Below are 17,269 nucleotides of genomic sequence, written 5' to 3' on the forward strand. Positions count from 1 at the left end.
ACAGGGTGGAGATCAGAAACGGGCGGTGGCTTCGATGCCGTAGGTGCGTGGCATCCCGCGATTGAGATAGTCGAGGCCAAAGATGTTGATGTTCAATCCGTAATTGTAATAATATTTATTGGTCAGGTTCTTGCCCCAAACGGCCAACGACCAGCTGGGGGTTTCATAGGAAATCCGTCCGTTGAATAGCCAATAGCCCGGATTTCCGCAGGCGATCGCCGGTCCGGCTTGCAGGACATTGAAGCCGGGGGCAGGGCTGTCACAGGGTGACTGACCGTAGTTCTTGAACGGATCGAAATAGTATTTGCTCACATAAGTGGTGTCCCCGTGCAAGCGCAGTTTGTTGTCGCCTTGCTCGTAAGCGATCCAGTCGATCGACGAGGAGAACGTGACTTTCGACGCATTCGGGAACGGATTGCCGTTGATCGGCAATGTCGCGCTGCTCGGGTTGGTCGGATCGATCACATTGCCAGTGTATTTGGTGTCCAGTAGTCCCAGCGAGGCGTCAAGCCGCAGGCGCGAGGTCGGCTGCACAGTCAGTTCTGCCTCGCCGCCGAAAAGCCGACCGTTCCCGCTGCGGGTGAAGGTTGTTGCCCCGATCACCTGGGTAAACTGCTGGTTCTTATAGTCATAGTAGAACCCGGCGAGGTTGAGCTGAACGTGCCTGTCGAAAAACCGGGTCTTCAGGCCGCCTTCGTAGGCATTCACCGTCTCGGGCTGGATGTAGTAAACTTGGTTCAGGCCCTGGTAGGCGAGGCCGTTGTAGCTGCCCGCGCGATATCCGCGGCTATATTGCACATACCCCATGATCTGGTCGGTGAAATTGTAGCTCAGGTTGAAGCGCCCGGTGAGCCGGTTGGCCTTTTCCGCGAGATTCACCGCCGAAAGGTTGGGGTTGTACGGGAAGCTGTAGGGGATTGTGCTCGCCACAATATTCTGGCCGGAAAGGTCGTAGAGGATCGTCCGTCCGTCCTGATATTTGACCTTGTCCCAAGTGTAGCGCAGGCCCGCAGTAACGGTCAGCTTGTCCGTGACTTCGTAGCTTGCGTCGGCGTAGATCGCTTTCGACGGACGATTGATGGTATAATATTGCTCGCCCAGGATGGGGCTGAACGGTGGGGCGCCGGCCGCACGGCAGGCGGCCGAGTATGCGCCGCCAAAGCCGCCGCCGCCGCTGTTGTTGAGCGATATGTCGGTGAGCAGGGCGATCAGCGAGCGCGCGTCGAGAAACCCATCGGGCTTGACGGTAACGGGATCGCAAAAGCCCGGCGAGCTTGGGGTCAGGGCGGGATTTACCGCGAAAGCCGGTATGATGCCGATCGAATCCGGGGTGGCGATCGCAGGGTTGCTGTAGGTGCCCGGCAGACCGGCGCCAAGCAGCAGTGGACGCAGCACGCCGAAAAAGTCAGGCTGGTTGTGCGTGTATACCTTGTCCTTGCCGTAGTAGAGTCCGGCAGTGACGTTCAGCGGGCCGTCCTTGTAGGTGAAGCGGAGATCCTGATTGAAATTGGTGCTGCTGGAGAAATAGCGCAGAGAGCAAACATCGTTCGGCGATCCGTCACAGTCGAAAGGCGAATTGCGATACCGGCCATGATCGTATCCGGTGATCGAGGTGACCGTGAGATTGTCGGTCAAGTCGTATTTGATGGTAAGCGCTCCGCCGTAGGAATCGGTGAAATAGTGTCCCGACGTGTCGGAGTTGATTTCGTTGTCGCCAAGTGCTGACCCGCCATTCTGCGAAGGGTCGAAGCGCGAATAGCCCAGGTCGTCTCGCCCGCCAGCCAGCTGGCCTAGAGCAAATGGCGCTGCCGCAAGGGGATTGTCGCGGGCCCCATAGATCTTGAGGCGGACGTCGAGCCGGTCGGATGGCTTCCAGCGGATCGTCGCCCGGCCCGCGAGACTGTCGGTCGTGCCGATGTAGCGGCTTTGCGCGCGGTTGTAGAGCCAGCCGTCTCCCTTGGAATAGGTGCCTGCAACGCGAATGCCCAGTTGATCGGGAACGAGCGTCAATTCGACGGCGCCTTCCGCCGTCTTCGTGTCATAGTTGCCATAGCCCAAGGTGAGATAGCCGTTGTTCCGACCAAGGTCGGGCGCCTTGGTGAAGAAGCTGATGGCGCCGCCGGTGGTGTTCCGACCGTAAAGCGTGCCCTGAGGGCCGCGAAGAACCTCGACACGGTCCAGATCGTAAAGCTGCTGTCCGTGGCTGGCGCGGAAGCTCTGGTAAACTTCGTCGACATAGACCCCTACCGGCGAGGCGGTCGAGGCAGCGAACTCATTCGCCACCGATACGCCGCGCAGCGAGAAGTTAGGCTGGGTCTTGCCATAGGGCGTCGTGATCTGGAGGCTGGGCAGGGCGCCCATCAGATCGGTGGTATCGGTGATGCCCTTGGCTTTCAGCGCGTTGCTATCGATGGCCGACACGGCAACGGGCACGCTTTGCAGGTTCTGTGACCGCTTTTGTGCGGTGACGACGATATCGGCGATCCCGCCGTTATCCGCTATTGCGCTCTCTGACAGGTTTTGCGCTGCGGCGGGAGGCTGTGTCTCCTGCGCTGTCGCCGCTTGCGTTATGCCTAGCGAGGCAACTCCGGTTAGCAGTGCTGTCGTAGTGTTAAGTTTGATGCCCCTCATAGTCCCTCTCCTTTCAATTGGACGCAGGTCGCCGCCCGCAGAACCCTCCGTTGACGGGATTCGCGGTGTGAACTCACGTCTGAATCTTCGGTGCTTCGCCGCCGATAGCGTTTAAATGTCTGTCAGGTCGCGCTGGCCGACCATGCGTGATAGCCCTTTTCAGCCCAGGCATTCAGGATATGGCGTGCGCCGATTGCCTTTGCCGGTGACTGAAAGCCGGTGGCCAGCAACTTGCCTGCCAGAATACGGCGGCAGGCTTCGGCAGCCATCTCGCCGGTCTGCAAATACGGCGAGTTGCCACGCATCACTACGGTGACACCGGCCATATTGCCGCGCCCTATGCAGGAGATTACGGAACGATTGCGGTTCGGATCTTCCCGATCAGGTTCGACTTCGGTGATTTGCCCCCCGAGGTCGTTGGTGACTTTTTCCTGGGCATCGGCGTCCAGATTCCGGTATTTCTGCTCGAATTCGGTAAGAACGTGCAGAACTGCGCCAAACATGACCTGGTTCTTGAAGCCAACCAGCGTCGCACAGTTGCTGACCCGCGGATCGTCCTTGTACCAGATCGGCTCGCCACCGCCCCCCCAAGGCAGAGCCTTGAAGAGCCGGTTCTGATCGGGTGAACGCACGTCGTAGGCCGTGGCATAGGGCCACATCAACATTTCGTTATGCTCAAGGAAATACTGCGGCTTGGTACACATCCGCAGGAACGACTTGGTCGATGCCACGCTCGTGCTTGAATCCGCGAGATAGAGAATGTCGAGGGAGTCGACGCCCGGCGTTTCGAGGGCGATTTCGGCGGCAATATTGCCGGCCGCCCACATGTAGGACGACGCGGGCGCCAGCAGCAGCCCCTTCTCCGCGAACAGTGCGCCATAATGATCGCGGCAGAACGCCATCCAGTCGGTCTCACCGGTTGTGTCGAGATAGTGACATCCGGCGTCGAGGGCCGCCTGAACGACCGGTTCGCCCAACTGCATGAACGGGCCGGTGACGTTGTAGACGATCTTTGCACCTTGGAAGAGGGTGGCCAATGACGCCCGGTCGTGTTCGACCTCGGCAATCGCATAGTCTGCCCCGGCCAGTTCCGGAACCTTGGCCATCTGCTCTTCGAGGCGGGCCTTGCTCCGGCCTGCGGCTATGAACGGAATGCCCGCCAGGGCCAGGTGCCAGACGATCAGCTTACCAGTGTAACCGCTGGCGCCATAGACAACGACGGGTGCCGTCATGATGCAATCCTTTCCTCTTTTTCCCACTGTGTTTTGCCGTTGCGATCGAACAATTCGCAATCGTTTCGCTCAAGCATCGCTATAAGGTGCCGGTCCTGGGGCTTTTCCGAAGCGGTCTTTGGAATGGCTTCTACGATCTGGAGATATGTTGGCACGTTGGCCGATCCCAGCGCGCTGGCGCAGGTGGGAATGACCGTCGCCGGATCGAAGCCTTTTTCGGGTACGATCGCGGCGATCACCTCCTTCTCGCCGGGCGTGTTGCGCGGCGTGGCCAAGCCATAGACGTAAGCATCGGCTACGCCGGGCATGGCGGCGATTGCGGTTTCGATCGCCCGGCCATCGATGAAATCACCGTTGCGCCGGATCGCTTGCCCATCGCGATGCGAGAAGAACAGCCAGCCATCGGCATCCTTCCACCCGATATCGCCCGTCCGGAACCAACCTCCCTTCGTTTTGGCTGCCGAGGCTTCGGGATTGCCGAAGTAGGTTACCGGTGCCACCGTTCCATCGGCATTGCGGAAGCAGATTTCGCCCGGTTCGCCTGGGCCAAGAATGGTCCCATCGCTGTCCAGAATCTCGCAGATTCCGCCGAGCGGTGGCTTGCCGATCGAGCCGACTGGCCCGGTTCCGGGCGGATTGAGCGAAAGACCGCCCTCCGCCGCACCGAAGAATTCGAATATATCGACTCCAAATCGTTCCTGGAACGGACGCCACATCGACGCGGGCATGCCAGCGCTCAGGACAAAGCGGACCTTATGCTGCCGATCGTATGGGCCTTCCGGCTCTGCGAAGATCGCAGTCGCCATGCCCCCCAGCAGATTGAATGTGGTGCAGCCGTAGCGGCTCAGGATTTCCCACAGCCGCGACTTCGTGAACTGCCGGCTGATGATTACCGGGAGCCCCCCCGCAAGAGCGTTTCCCAGAGTAATGAGCTGGGCATTCGCGTGGGTCAGGGACAGCCCGGTGTAGAGGCGGTCACCCGGAGCCAACCCGATGACGGGACCAAGCGAGGCGACTGCTGCAAAGCGCGCATGCGGCGCCAGGATCGCCTTTGGGTCGCCCGTCGTCCCCGAAGTGAACAGCATCTGCATGGGTGTTTCGAGCGGGCGGGGGGCAGCGTCGCTTTGGGGAACAGCGGCCCTGATCGCCGCGTCTAGCGACATTGCCTGCTCTGACTCCTGGCCGATGACCCAGACCCATTCGAGGTCCGGCACGCTAGCGCGTACGGTTGCAAGGTGCGGCAGGACCTCAGGCGAAACGATTGCGCCGCGGCATCGCGAGAATCCCAGCATATAGGCCAATTTCTGACCCCGTGTGCGGGGATCGATCGGCACGAAGACCGTGCCGACGATCTCGGACGCGACCATCGCTTCAACGAATTCCGGGTGATTGCGCATGATGATGGCAAAGGCATCGCCCTCTTCCATCCCGGTTGCCAGCAGGGCCCCCGCCATGCGTTTACCCGCGTCAAGCAGATCCGCGTAGGTTCTGGACTCCTCGCTCAATTCGCCGGCGGCATCGATATCCACGAAGGTAGCGATCGGCGTCGCCATGTTCGTGGCCACGCCATCAAGCACCATCTGCAGCAAGGTTCGGGTGGGCTCACTCATCGTGACAACACCGTCATGGCGATCGCTGCGGCATCGCGGCCGATGAACCCGCCGCCATTCTCGGCGAGCGCAACCCTGGCGCCTTCAACTTGGCGCGCACCGCAGCGGCCCCGCAATTGCTGCACCAGTTCGTGGATCTGCCCGAGACCTGTCGCGCCGATCGGGTGCCCCTTGCGAACGAGGCCGCCCGACGGATTGACCGGGACGCGCCCGCCAATCGTGGTGGCACCACTGGCGAGAAAGGCGGGTCCTTCGCCTTGACCGCACAGACCCAGCGCTTCGTAATAGATCAATTCGGCGGGTGATGTCGCGTCGTGCAGTTCGACGCAGCCGATGTCGTGCGGATCGATCCCCGCTTCTTCATAGGCTTGGCGTGAGACCGTCTCGGCCAAGCCAGGCTGGCCAGGAAGCGCGTCGAAGCCGCTCGACACGATCGAAGAGAGGACGTGTACCGGATCGGCAACGCCCAATCGTGCAGCTGCCCGCTCCGACACGATCACCGCCGCCGCCGCTCCATCACCGATGGGAGAACACATCGGCAAAGTCAGAGGAGGCGAGATCGGCTTCGCCGACAGCACGTCCTCCACGCTCAAAACCTCGCGGTACTGAGCGTTTGGATTGAGGCTGCCGTGTCGTGAATTCTTGGAAGAGACGAGCGCGAAATCGCGTTGGGTCGCGCCGCTCGCTGCCATGTAATCGCGCGCCATGCGTGCGTAGATATCCATGAACAGCGAGCGCCGGTCGCGCGGAGCCGCATCTCGTTCGGCCACGGTAAGGTCGCCGATCAGGTAATGATCGAGCTGCTCGGGCTGCTCGACATCCACGCATCCGGCATAGACCGACATCGGACGTTCCTTGTCCGCGTGGTAAAGCTTCTCCATCCCGAAGGCGAGGACCACGTCGTAGACGCCCAGCGAAACCATCGTGCAGGCCTGCTGGAAGGCCGTTGAAGACGTGGCACAAGCATTTTCCACGTTTATGACCGGGATGCCGCCAACGCCCATCTGACGCAGGACGACCTGGCCAGCTACGCAGACCTGCCCGGTCACCAACGCCCCACCGGCATTGCCCGCCCACGCGGCCTCAACCTTGTCGAGCCCGATTCCGGCATCCGCCAGCGCTTGCTCGATCGCTTCGCGCGCAAGCCCCGCAAGGGTGCGATCGAGGTGCTTCCCGAACTGCGTGATGCCGACACCGGCTATGATCGCCTTCTGGCGCAAAGCAAATCTCCCCGTTCCGTACCTCGCATGCGGAGGCGCGGTGATGGTCGTGAACATGTGTGAACCGCGGGAAGAAAGTTCCCGTCGCGGTGTGGCGTCAGGCGGTCGGCGTCAGCCGATCAGGATCGATCATCAGCGTACCCCCCTTGATCGCGAGGATCTCGTTGCACCCGTCCTCGATCAGCGACGAACGGGCGTCACGGAAGAGCTTCTCAACCGGATATTCGCACGTCACCCCATTGCCGCCAAACATCTGCACGGCATCGCTTGCCACTTCGAGCGCATGCTGCGTGGCGGTCACCTTCGAGAACATCGCTGCCTGCAATGCAGGCATGTCGTTCGTCATGTTGAAGGTGGTAACCCGGCGCGTTATCGCCCGGGACAGTTCGACCTTGCGCGCCATGTGGAACAGGCGCTTGGCCACATCCTGGTGGCGGATGATCGGCACGCCGCCCTGCTTGCGCTCATGGGCATAAGCATAGGCATGCTCGTAAGCTGCGCGAGCACAGCCGGTGAATACCCCCCCCATCAATGCGTTGGCCTCGCTGTGGATCGCGTATACACCCTTTTTATAGTCTTCTGGCGCCACCAGAAGATGGTCGATGTCCAACTCGACATTGTCGAAGAATATTTCGCCCTGAGGCAAAGCGCGCTGTCCCATCTTTTCAAGAGGCTTGCCCTTGGACACCCCAAGAGATTTCAGCGGAACGATGACGACGGCCCCACGGCGCGGGTCGACGCCGTCCTTTGTTTCCGCCGCGCAATAGAGAATTGCCAGCTCTGCGATCGGACCGTTGGACACCCACGCCGATTTCTGACCTGAAATGATGACCTTTCCGTCGGTGATCTTCGCGACGCAATTGGGCCGCCCATATTTGCCCTGCGCATGGAAGATCGCCCCGTTTGCATCGAGCGAGTCGCTGCCGTGATCGGGCTCGGTGATGCCCCAGCACCCAATCAACTCTTCCGGGTAAGCCTTGAAGACGAATTCGTTGCCGAATTTGGCCGCCATGTAATGCGGCATGAGATCTACGCCCGCAGAGATTGCGAGACCGGCGTCACCCCAGCCCAGTTCCTCGAAAAGGATGGCAAAGATATCGGGCATCAGCTCGGGCGGAAACGACGCCAGAGCTTCCATATTGATCCCGAGCGATGCGTATGCATCACGAAAGGACCAGAGCTGCGAGCCGGTTGCGATCACCTGTTCCGCAGACAGCCGGTCAAGATCACGCCCGATCGGGCGCATCACCCTGTCAGCAAAGCCGTGAACGGTCTGATGCAATTGATTGACCAAGTCGTCCATCGGCGGCTCGGCACCGAGCTGGCCAAGCCTCACGGAGGGATTTGCGTCCCAACGAGCAAACGGCCGTGGGCCGAAAGTTTCAGCGCGAGGGGGCTGCAGGACTGCCGTGTTGTTCATGATATCCTCTCTTGCCGTTCTCGGTTGAACTCCGAGTTGGTAATCAATTGCCAAAGCTTTTGCGGCAACGGAATGGCCATATCTGCCAATAATTGACTTAAACTGACATACTGCCTAGTGGATCAGGGAGGACTGAACGATGCAACTTCACCTGCTTGAAACCCTTAGGCTGTCAAATCAGAGTCTGCGCATCATGTCGGCGGCGATGCGGGAAAATGCGTTGGATCCGGCACCCTTGCTGACGCAAGCAGGCATTGAAGCGGGCGTGCTGGCCGATCCCGAAGGTCACGTTACTTGTTCGCAGGAGTTGCAGTTTCAGCAATATTTTGCTGAGCAGACCCGCCACATTCCTGGCCTCTGGATGCGCACCGGGCTACGCTACCGGGTTATGTCCTATGGCCCCCTTGGCTTGGCGGTCCTGGCTGCCAGCAATGTTGCCGAGGGACTTCAGGTGCTGGGAGCGTTCCAGGGTCTGACATTTTCGCTCATGCATTACGAACTGCAGGTGGAGGACGGTCAGGCGGTTGCATTGACCGCGCATGACAGAGATGCACCCGCCAGCCTGCGTGAGTTTCATCAGGAACGCGCATTGGGCTCGGTCACGATGTTCCTCAACGACATGCAGCCACCACGCTTTCCCTTGCGGCGCATCGAATCGGTCTTGAAGCGGCCGTCCGGATGGCAGAATTGCGATGCGCTGCTGGGCGCGCCGGTCATTTTCGGTGCCACGCAGACTCGATGGGTATTCGAACATGGTGCAGGCAACCTGTCGCTGCCAATGGCCAGCCCTTTGTTGGAAGAGACGTACAGCAGCCTTTGCAAGAAGCTGGTTGCCGCTGCTCCGGCGAAGGATGCCTTCGTCAGTCAGGTGTTTGATTTGCTGGTGCGGTCCGGACGAGGTTTTCCGTCCGCCGCAGAGGTCGCCACGCAATTGCGTGTATCCGAACGGACGCTCCACCGGCGGCTCGTCGCGGCACATACCAGCTTTGGGCAGCTGCTGGACCAGGTGCGCCATGAACGCGCACTGGACTTGCTGGATAAATCAACATTATCGATTGAACGGATCTCGGAAATGTTAGGCTTTTCCGAACCGTCGAGCTTCACCCGCGCGTTCAAACGGTGGGTCGGCCATTCGCCGCTTGCCCAGCGCGGCAAGAAATCGGTCTGACAGCAGAATACCAACCTTTGGGTGCGTTCGATGCAGCACGGGGCGACCCGCATGCTCACGCGCCACTTGAGGGGCAGTTCAAGCACGAAGCATGGGAGTACGCCTGAATTGAGGCGGTGCATCAGGCCGTTACAGGACCGTGCTTGACCAACCTTTCGCAGGCTCGCCTGCGGCAGGCTACCGGCGACATGCTACCTAGGGAGCTACCTAGCCAACCTCCGCCTGCCCTCGATGCACGGGCAGACCTTTCTAAGAGACTGTGATAAAACAAAAATTGGTGGACGCACTAGGGCTCGAACCTAGGACCCGCTGATTAAGAGTCAGCTGCTCTACCAACTGAGCTATGCGTCCACTGCCGGTTTCCGGCGCTCACGCAGCCTCGGAAAAGCCCTTGGCGTCGTGAAGAGAGCGGCCCGCTATCATGGTGCCAGACCCTTGGCAATGGCCTTGCCGAATTTTTTTATCAATGAAAGCGACGGCTGCCGGTTTTGCTGTCGTTTTCGATCGCGAGAATGATACCGACGCACGTCATGATCGTCAGCATCGACGAGCCGCCATAGGAAAAGAGCGGCAGCGGAATGCCAACGACGGGCGCCAGCCCCATCACCATCATCAGGTTAATCGCGATATAGAAGAAGATCGTCATCGTGAGACCCGCGGCGGTGAGCTGGCCAAAGCGCGTGCGCCCCTTGAGAGCGACGCGTGTCGACCAGCGGAGCAGCAGGAAAAAGCCGAACAAGAGCGCCAGCCCGCCGATCAGCCCCCATTCCTCCGCCATAGTCGCGAAGATGAAGTCGGTATGTCCCTCGGGCAGATAGTCGAGGTGGCTTTGCGATCCGTTGAGGAAACCCTTGCCGCCGATGCCTCCCGATCCGATCGCGATTTTCGACTGGCTGATGTGATAGCCGGCGCCCAAGGGGTCACTCTCGGGGTCGAGGAAGATCAGCACGCGCTTTTGCTGATAATCGTGGAGGAAGGAGAAGAGGATTGGCAGGGCGGCGATGCCGGCGGCGGCGGTGCTGCCGAACCACCAGAAAGGCAGGCCCGCGGCGAACATCACGACGACCCCGCCGATCGAGATGGCGAGAGCGGTGCCGAGGTCGGGTTGCAGCATCACAAGCGCGGCGGGCAGCCCGATCATCACCAGCGCGGGCCAGAGCGCGGTGAAGGTGCGCGTGTTTCCGGGCGGCAACTGGGCGTAGAAGCGGGCGAGGGCGACGACGATCGCGACCTTCATCAATTCGGATGGCTGGAGGTTGATGAAGCCGAGGTTCAGCCATCGCTGGCTGCCCCCGCCAACGAAACCCAGAAGTTCGACTGCTAAGAGCAGGACCAACACGCCGATATAGGCGATGTAAGCGAAATCCTCGAAGATGCGTAAGGGAAGGCGTCCGATCACAAGCGCGGCGGAGAGGAAGACAAGAAAGCGCACCCCCTGTTGCCAGGCCCACGGCGACCAGTTGCCGCCCGCGGCCGAATAAAGAACGAGCAGCCCAAAGCCGGTGATCCCGCCCAGGATGGCGATCAGTTTCCAGGGGATGCGCTGGATCGCGGGTGGGACGGGGATCATTGCGGCACTCCGGGTTCGGGGTCGCTCGACGCGCCCGATTTCCATGCGGCATAGTCACGGTCCATACGATCCTTGATCGGCCCGCCCCAGCCGGCCTCAAGTGTCTCAAGTGCCTCCATTCCCTTTTCGCGGTCGAACAGATAGGTCATGAAATCCCTTGCGACGGGCGCTGCGGCGCGACTTCCGCCCATGCCGTGCTCAATCACGATTCCGGTCGCATAGCGCGGATTGTCGACCGGCGCGAAACCGACGAACAGACCGTGATCGCGAAATTTCCACGTTCCGCTTTTACCGTTGCCGGTGCCGAGCCCGCGCACCTGCGCGGTACCGGTCTTGCCCGCCATGGTGATGCCGTCGAGTGGCAGGCGGCTGCGCACCGCAGTGCCAGCGCCATTGACGACGAGGTTCATTCCCTGACGGGCAACCGCGAGAGCCTCGGGTGAGAAGGGCAGAGGTTCATTCTGGAATTCGCGGTTGATCAGGCGCGGATAGAGGCGGCGGCCCGAGGCAATGCGCGCGGTCATGACCGCAAGCTGAAGCGGATTCACGCTGACATATCCCTGGCCGATAACAGCATTCAGCGAATCCGACGCCGACCATTGCTGGTCGTATTTCCGCATCTTCCACGCGCTGTCGGGTATGGTGCCGTATCGCTGACTGCTGCCCGCAAGCCGGAATTCCTCGCCGAGTCCGAGCAGCCGGGCGGTGGGGGCCATCGCGTCATAGCCAAGCCGATGCGCGAGCCAGTAGAAATAGCTGTTGCAGCTCTTCATGATGGCCGACGGCATGTCGAGGCTGCCATGGGTGCCGAGACAGCGGAAGAAGCGGTTGCCGAGGCGGTAGCCGCCGATGCAGGTGTGGCGCTCGCTCGGGTCGACGCCATGTTCGACCGCGGCGATCGCGGCCATCGGTTTCAGCGTCGATCCGGGCGGATAGAGGCCGCGCGTTGCCTTGTTGATCAGCGGCTGGTGATCGTCGGCACGCAGCCACGCATATTCGCTGGTGCTGATGCCGTCGGAGAAGCTGTTCGGGTCGAAGCTCGGCATCGACACGAAGGCGAGGATATCGCCATTGTGGCAGTCGATGACGACCGCCGCGCCCGATTCGCGCCCCATGCGCCGCGCGACATATTCCTGCAGGCCGGCGTCGATCGTCAGATGGACGGTCTTGCCCTGCACGTCGGGCTGGGTGGAAAGATCGCGGACGACCTTGCCGCGCGCCGTCACCTCGACGCGCCGCGCCCCGGGTTTGCCTTTCAGCATCTCCTGGAAATATTTTTCCAGCCCGTCCTTCCCGATCTTGTAGCCGGGCGTGATGTACAGCGGATCCCTGGCCTTCTGATATTCCTCGGCGTTCGGGGCGCCGACATAGCCGATCAGATGGCCGACTGCGGCGCCGGTCGGATAATTGCGTGCAAAGCCGCGCTGCGGCGCGATGCCGGGCAGTTCGGGCAGGCGAACGAGGATCGAGCTATATTCGGCCTCGGTCATGTCCTCCTTGACCGCGACCGGCTGGAACCCCGAGGCTGCCTTGAGGTCGCGATTGATCCGCTCCATCGCATCGCCGTCGAGCTGGAGCAGCGTCTGGAGCTGCCCGAGCACCATCTCCTTGTTGTGCAGGCGGTCGGGAATGAGATCGATGCGGAGCGAAACACGATTGTTCGCGAGCGCCGTGCCATGGCGGTCGACGATCCAGCCCCGGCGCGGAGGAATCAGCGTCAAATTGACGCGGTTGCTTTCCGATTCGAGGACGTAGCGATCATTGTCGATCACCGAAATATAGGTCATGCGCGCCGCGAGCGCGACGCCGACCGCCGCCTGCGCCCCGCCGACGACGAGCGCGCGACGGGTGAAGGTTATGCCCCTCCAGGCTTCGGTGATCGGCGGACTCTTCTTCTTCGGCATCGGCGGATTGGAACCAGTTTATCGGCGTTTCAGGCGGAAATTGTCAAACGCGCCGGTCAGGCGCATGAACAGCGGCACGAGCAGCGCCGAGATGATGATCTGCGGCACGACGAGACCAAGCACCAGGCGGATGTCCGCCTGCGGATGGGTGATCAGCGCCGCGAGCGACTGGATGATCGCGATCAGCAGGGCCGCGATCGCCCAATCGTGCAAGAAGCCGCGCCAATAGATGCGCTGCGACGAATAGGCGATCGCGATGCTGGCAAGCGTCCACAGCCCGACCGCGGTGCCGATCGGCGCGCCGCTGAACAGATCGTCCCACAGACCGAGCGGCAGGCCGATCCATACCGGCCACATTTCGGAGCGGAGCAATTGCCAGCACAGAAAAAAGAGCAGGCCGAGCGGCGGTAGCACCGGCGAGTTGGCGATCAGCGGCAGCATCAGCGGCAGCGCCGACGCGAACATCACGCTCGCGATCGGAACGATGCGCATCCGCCACAGCGATGCCGGTTCGCCGAGGCGCGGCCCCTTCTGCTTCATGGCGCGCTGGCGGGAGCAGGAAGCGGCGCGGGCGCGGGGCGGCCCTGCGCCTCGATATTGTCGGGCGTATAGGGGCGCAGCACCGCCACCGCATCGACCTTGCCAGGATCGGCGAGCGGGCGCGCGAGCGCGCCATCGTGCTGGCGCCGCACGACGATCGCGACCGGAATGTTCGGCGGGTAAAGCCCGCCGGTGCCGGAGGTCACGAGGATGTCGCCAGGCTTGAACGGGTTGTTTGCGATGTTGAGCGTGCGGACGTCGAGATCGCCGTTGCCGCGACCGCTGGCAAGTGCCGGCAGGCCATCGCGCGCGCGGCGGACGGGAACGATATTGTCGACGTCGGTGAGCAGCAGTACCTGCGACACCGACGGTCCGGAGGTCAGTACGCGGCCGATCAGCCCGTCGGCGCCGCGCACTGGCTGGCCCGCGGCGACGCCGAGATTGCGTCCGATGCTGAGCAGCGCGATGCGCTTGGCGCTCGTCGACGTCGAGGTGAGCAGATAGCCGTTGGCAAGCGCAGTCTTGTCGGTTTCCTGCAGTTTGAGTAGCGCCTTCAATTGGCGGTTCTCTTCCTGCAGCGAGCTGGTCGCGACGAGCTGACGGCGCGTTTCGGCGAGTTCCTTGCGCAGCCGCCGGTTTTGCGTGCCCGCGCCGACATAGGCGCCGACGCTGTCGTCGATTCCGGAAAGCGACCCGGTCACCGACCGCGTCACGCGCGCGATCGGCGCGGTGATTTCCTGACTCGCCACGCGCAGTTGGGCGAAGCCGACGGGATCAACAACCGACAGGATCGCCAGAAGCAGACCTGCCACCGCGCCAGTCACCGCGATGACATAGGCGACGAACAGGCTGTACTGAGCCTTTCGGGATTGCCCCGGACGTCGGTGTGCCGGGCGGACCATGGTGAAGCGCTACCGTCCGATCAGGCTTGCTGGAGCACGCCGCGGAAGGCGGGATCTTCCATCGCGCGGCCGGTACCGATCGCGACGCAGGTCAGCGGATCCTCGGCCACCGTGACCGGCAGGCCGGTCGCGTCGCGCAGCAGTTCGTCAAGCTCGGCGATCAGCGCGCCGCCGCCGGTCAGGACGATCCCCTGGTCGACGATGTCGGCGGCGAGTTCGGGCGCCGTGTTTTCGAGCGCGATGCGCACGCCCTCGACGATCGTGCCGATCGGTTCGGAGAGCGCCTCGGCGATCTGCGCCTGATTGATCGAGATTTCCTTGGGCACGCCGTTGACGAGATCGCGGCCCTTGATGTGGATCGTCAGGCCGGTGCCGTCGGCGGGAATGCGCGCGATGCCAAAATCCTTCTTGATCCGCTCGGCGGTCGATTCGCCGATCAGCAGATTATGGTGTCGGCGAACGTAAGAGACGATCGCTTCGTCCATCTTGTCGCCGCCCGCGCGGACTGAGGTGGTGTAGGCGAGGCCGCGGAGCGAGAGCACCGCGACTTCGGTCGTGCCGCCGCCGATGTCGACGACCATCGAACCGATCGGTTCGGTGACGGGCATGTCGGCGCCGATCGCAGCCGCCATCGGCTCCTCGATCAGCCACACTTCGCTCGCGCCGGCGTTCGACGCGGCGTCGCGGATCGCGCGGCGCTCGACGCTGGTCGAGCCCGAGGGGACGCAGATCACGATCTCGGGGCTGCGGAACGCGTTGGGCTTGCCGCCGTGGACCTTGGTGATGAAGTGCTTAATCATCTGCTCGGCGACATCGATGTCGGCGATGACGCCGTCGCGCAGCGGACGGATCGCCTCGATGCTGTCGGGGGTCTTGCCCATCATCAGCTTGGCGTCGTCGCCGACTGCCTTCACCCGCTTGATCCCGTTCAGCGTCTCGACCGCGACGACCGACGGCTCGTTCAGCACGATGCCCTTGCCGCGCACATAAACCACGGTGTTCGCGGTGCCGAGATCGATAGCCATGTCTTGGGAATTGAATTTAAGCCAGCGAGAAAAGAAGGACATCGATACTGCTTCCTGTCATCGAAGCCGCGCCCCTGACGGACACGCCCCTGTCGTGATTTACCCGCGCGCCCGGCCGGCGACAGCAACAATCAGGGGGAGATTCCGGCTCTTCCTTTTGGGGTGGCTGGACAAAATGATCAGGGCTGTGCGGATGGGTCGCGATTTGCGTTCGACTGCGCTAGGAGAGCGGCCATGTCAATACGTCGCCTGCCGGAAAAGCTAGTAAATCGGATCGCAGCGGGTGAAGTGGTTGAAAGACCCGCCGCGGCGCTCAAGGAACTGGTTGAAAACGCCATCGACGCCGGTTCGACTCGCATTTCGGTGCGAATCGCCGAAGGCGGAATTTCGCGCCTCGAAGTCGAGGATGATGGGTGCGGAATGACCGCTGCCGACATGGCGCTCGCGCTCGAACGTCACGCGACATCGAAGCTGCCGACCGACGCGATCGAGGATGTCACGACGATGGGCTTTCGCGGCGAGGCTTTGCCGTCGATCGCAAGCGTCGCGCGATTGACGCTCGAAAGCCGCGTCGCGGGCGGCGACGGCTGGAAACGCATCGTCGACAATGGCGTTGTAGTTGCCGAAGGACCCGCCGCGCTCGCCAAGGGCGCGCGCGTGATGGTCGAGAATCTGTTCGCGCGCGTGCCCGCGCGGCGTAAATTCCTGCGCAGCGGGCGGAGCGAATATGCCGCCTGTCTCGACGCCGTGCGGCGGCTGGCGATGGCGCGGCCCGACATCGCTTTCGTGGTCGAGCATGACGGACGCCGCGTGCTCGACGTGCAGGGGGGGCAGGACCGGCTCGCCCGCGTCGCGGCGCTGACCCAGCGCGAGCTCGCGGCGAACAGCATCGGGGTCGATCTCGATCGCGGCGATGTCCACCTCGGCGGGGTGATCAGCCTTCCGACCTACAATCGCGGCATCGCCGACCATCAATATCTGTTCGTCAACGGGCGTCCGGTGAAGGACCGGCTGCTCGTCGGCGCGCTGCGCGGCGCCTATGCCGACCTGCTCGCGCGCGACCGCCATCCGGTCGTCGCGCTGTTCCTCGACGTGCCGACGAGCGAGGTCGACGTCAATGTCCACCCCGCGAAGACCGAGGTGCGCTTCCGCGATCCGCAGCTCATTCGTGGGATAATCGTCGGGGGCCTTCGCCGCGCGCTCGATGAGCATGGCTTCCGTAGCGTCCAGCGCCCCGCCGAGGCCGCGCTCGCCGCATGGCAGCCGGAACCGGTCGCGCCGCAGCCGCCGACCTTGTTCGCCCCGTATCTGACCTCGCAAAATCCGGCTGCACCTATGTTCGGTGCGCCCGATGCCGGGACGACCGCGCTGCTGCACGACCGCATCGTCGACTTCGCGCCGCCGCGCGACGCGCTTCCGATGGGCCGCGCCGAACCCGCGACGGCGCCGGTGCCGAGGGGCGAGGCGCATCCGCTCGGCATCGCGCGCGGACAGATCGCCAAAACCTATATCGTCGCCGAGGCCGAGGACGGGCTCGTCATCGTCGACCAGCACGCCGCACACGAACGGCTCGTGCTCGAGCAACTGCGTCGCGGAATGAACGGGCAAGCGGTGCCGTCGCAGGGACTGTTGCTCCCCGAAGTCGTCGAGCTCGACGAACCCGCGTGCGACCGGCTCGAGTCCGCCGCGCCGCAGCTCGCCGCGCTCGGCGTCGAACTCGAGCGTTTCGGCCCCGCCGCGGTGATGGTGCGCGCGACGCCCGCGATGCTCGGCGCGATCGACTGCCACAAGCTCGCCACCGACATCGCCGACGATCTTGCGGGCTATGACGCGGCGCTGGGCCTCAGCGAACGGCTCGAGCTGGTCGCCGCGACGATGGCGTGCCACGGCTCGGTGCGCGCAGGGCGGACGCTGAGCGTCGCCGAGATGAACGCGCTGCTTCGCACGATGGAAGTCACACCGCATTCGGGCCAGTGCAACCATGGGCGCCCGACGTGGGTGAAGCTCGCGATGGACGATGTCGAGAAATTGTTCGGGAGGAAATAGG

The 17,269-nt window shown here is 62.6% G+C and carries 12 protein-coding genes and 1 tRNA gene; 2 read left to right on the forward strand and 11 right to left on the reverse strand.

The genetic code is table 11. The features are described from left to right. Positions 1 to 12: 12 nt before the first annotated feature. The 5 genes from E5675_RS09770 to E5675_RS09790 form a co-directional block, all read right to left on the reverse strand. Positions 13 to 2,631 carry a TonB-dependent receptor gene (locus tag E5675_RS09770; RefSeq protein ID WP_136174343.1) on the reverse strand — a complete coding sequence of 873 codons (2,619 nt, stop codon included), beginning with the start codon at positions 2,629 to 2,631 and terminating at the stop codon, positions 13 to 15. Between the two features lie 122 nt (positions 2,632 to 2,753). Further along, a complete protein-coding gene (locus E5675_RS09775) occupies positions 2,754 to 3,863 on the reverse strand; it encodes a DUF5938 domain-containing protein (RefSeq protein WP_136174344.1) in 1,110 nt (369 codons plus the stop codon). Beyond that, positions 3,860 to 5,473: an AMP-binding protein gene (locus E5675_RS09780; protein WP_136174345.1), complete on the reverse strand. Its 1,614-nt coding sequence runs from the start codon at positions 5,471 to 5,473 to the stop codon at positions 3,860 to 3,862. The genes E5675_RS09775 and E5675_RS09780 overlap by 4 nt, the downstream gene beginning before the upstream one ends. Further along, positions 5,470 to 6,693: a thiolase family protein gene (locus E5675_RS09785; protein ID WP_210727638.1), complete on the reverse strand. Its 1,224-nt coding sequence runs from the start codon at positions 6,691 to 6,693 to the stop codon at positions 5,470 to 5,472. Before E5675_RS09785 ends, E5675_RS09780 begins: the two co-directional genes overlap by 4 nt. 97 nt (positions 6,694 to 6,790) lie before the next feature. Next, positions 6,791 to 8,113: an acyl-CoA dehydrogenase family protein gene (locus E5675_RS09790; RefSeq protein ID WP_136174347.1), complete on the reverse strand. Its 1,323-nt coding sequence runs from the start codon at positions 8,111 to 8,113 to the stop codon at positions 6,791 to 6,793. A gap of 139 nt (positions 8,114 to 8,252) precedes the next feature. On the opposite strand from E5675_RS09790, the gene E5675_RS09795 reads away from it, so the two are divergent. Next, positions 8,253 to 9,281, forward strand: coding sequence for an AraC family transcriptional regulator (locus tag E5675_RS09795; RefSeq protein ID WP_136174348.1), 1,029 nt, complete (start codon positions 8,253 to 8,255; stop codon positions 9,279 to 9,281). 275 nt (positions 9,282 to 9,556) lie between these two features. Here E5675_RS09795 and E5675_RS09800 read toward each other — a convergent pair. The 6 genes from E5675_RS09800 to E5675_RS09825 all read right to left on the reverse strand — a co-directional run bounded on the left by E5675_RS09800 (position 9,557) and on the right by E5675_RS09825 (position 15,264). Continuing rightward, positions 9,557 to 9,632: transfer RNA gene (locus E5675_RS09800), tRNA-Lys, on the reverse strand. Positions 9,633 to 9,744: 112 nt separating this feature from the next. Then, positions 9,745 to 10,851: a rod shape-determining protein RodA gene (rodA, locus tag E5675_RS09805; RefSeq protein WP_136174349.1), complete on the reverse strand. Its 1,107-nt coding sequence runs from the start codon at positions 10,849 to 10,851 to the stop codon at positions 9,745 to 9,747. Then, positions 10,848 to 12,755 carry a penicillin-binding protein 2 gene (mrdA, locus tag E5675_RS09810; RefSeq protein WP_136174350.1) on the reverse strand — a complete coding sequence of 636 codons (1,908 nt, stop codon included), beginning with the start codon at positions 12,753 to 12,755 and terminating at the stop codon, positions 10,848 to 10,850. Before mrdA ends, rodA begins: the two co-directional genes overlap by 4 nt. An 18-nt stretch (positions 12,756 to 12,773) precedes the next feature. Further along, positions 12,774 to 13,295, reverse strand: coding sequence for a rod shape-determining protein MreD (locus E5675_RS09815; protein WP_136174351.1), 522 nt, complete (start codon positions 13,293 to 13,295; stop codon positions 12,774 to 12,776). Next, the gene (mreC, locus tag E5675_RS09820) at positions 13,292 to 14,197 is read right to left on the reverse strand and encodes a rod shape-determining protein MreC (RefSeq protein WP_037557054.1); all 906 of its coding nucleotides are present in this window, start codon (positions 14,195 to 14,197) and stop codon (positions 13,292 to 13,294) included. The genes E5675_RS09815 and mreC overlap by 4 nt, the downstream gene beginning before the upstream one ends. A 20-nt stretch (positions 14,198 to 14,217) precedes the next feature. After that, positions 14,218 to 15,264: a rod shape-determining protein gene (locus E5675_RS09825; RefSeq protein WP_037557053.1), complete on the reverse strand. Its 1,047-nt coding sequence runs from the start codon at positions 15,262 to 15,264 to the stop codon at positions 14,218 to 14,220. A 192-nt stretch (positions 15,265 to 15,456) separates the two neighbouring features. Between E5675_RS09825 and mutL the strand changes: the two genes are divergently transcribed. Next, positions 15,457 to 17,268 carry a DNA mismatch repair endonuclease MutL gene (gene mutL, locus E5675_RS09830; protein WP_136174352.1) on the forward strand — a complete coding sequence of 604 codons (1,812 nt, stop codon included), beginning with the start codon at positions 15,457 to 15,459 and terminating at the stop codon, positions 17,266 to 17,268. The last annotated feature ends 1 nt before the right edge of the window (position 17,269 follow it).

The organism is Sphingopyxis sp. PAMC25046 (assembly GCF_004795895.1).
Lineage (GTDB): Bacteria > Pseudomonadota > Alphaproteobacteria > Sphingomonadales > Sphingomonadaceae > Sphingopyxis.

Excerpts from the sequence above, each read along its gene's own strand:
- E5675_RS09770 (WP_136174343.1), bottom strand. The coding sequence starts at position 2,631 with ATGAGGGGCATCAAACTTAACACTACGACAGCACTGCTAACCGGAGTT.
- E5675_RS09775 (WP_136174344.1), bottom strand. The coding sequence starts at position 3,863 with ATGACGGCACCCGTCGTTGTCTATGGCGCCAGCGGTTACACTGGTAAG.
- E5675_RS09780 (WP_136174345.1), bottom strand. The coding sequence starts at position 5,473 with ATGAGTGAGCCCACCCGAACCTTGCTGCAGATGGTGCTTGATGGCGTG.
- E5675_RS09790 (WP_136174347.1), bottom strand. The coding sequence starts at position 8,113 with ATGAACAACACGGCAGTCCTGCAGCCCCCTCGCGCTGAAACTTTCGGC.
- E5675_RS09795 (WP_136174348.1), top strand. The coding sequence starts at position 8,253 with ATGCAACTTCACCTGCTTGAAACCCTTAGGCTGTCAAATCAGAGTCTG.
- rodA (WP_136174349.1), bottom strand. The coding sequence starts at position 10,851 with ATGATCCCCGTCCCACCCGCGATCCAGCGCATCCCCTGGAAACTGATC.
- mrdA (WP_136174350.1), bottom strand. The coding sequence starts at position 12,755 with ATGCCGAAGAAGAAGAGTCCGCCGATCACCGAAGCCTGGAGGGGCATA.
- E5675_RS09815 (WP_136174351.1), bottom strand. The coding sequence starts at position 13,295 with ATGAAGCAGAAGGGGCCGCGCCTCGGCGAACCGGCATCGCTGTGGCGG.
- mreC (WP_037557054.1), bottom strand. The coding sequence starts at position 14,197 with ATGGTCCGCCCGGCACACCGACGTCCGGGGCAATCCCGAAAGGCTCAG.
- E5675_RS09825 (WP_037557053.1), bottom strand. The coding sequence starts at position 15,264 with ATGTCCTTCTTTTCTCGCTGGCTTAAATTCAATTCCCAAGACATGGCT.
- mutL (WP_136174352.1), top strand. The coding sequence starts at position 15,457 with ATGTCAATACGTCGCCTGCCGGAAAAGCTAGTAAATCGGATCGCAGCG.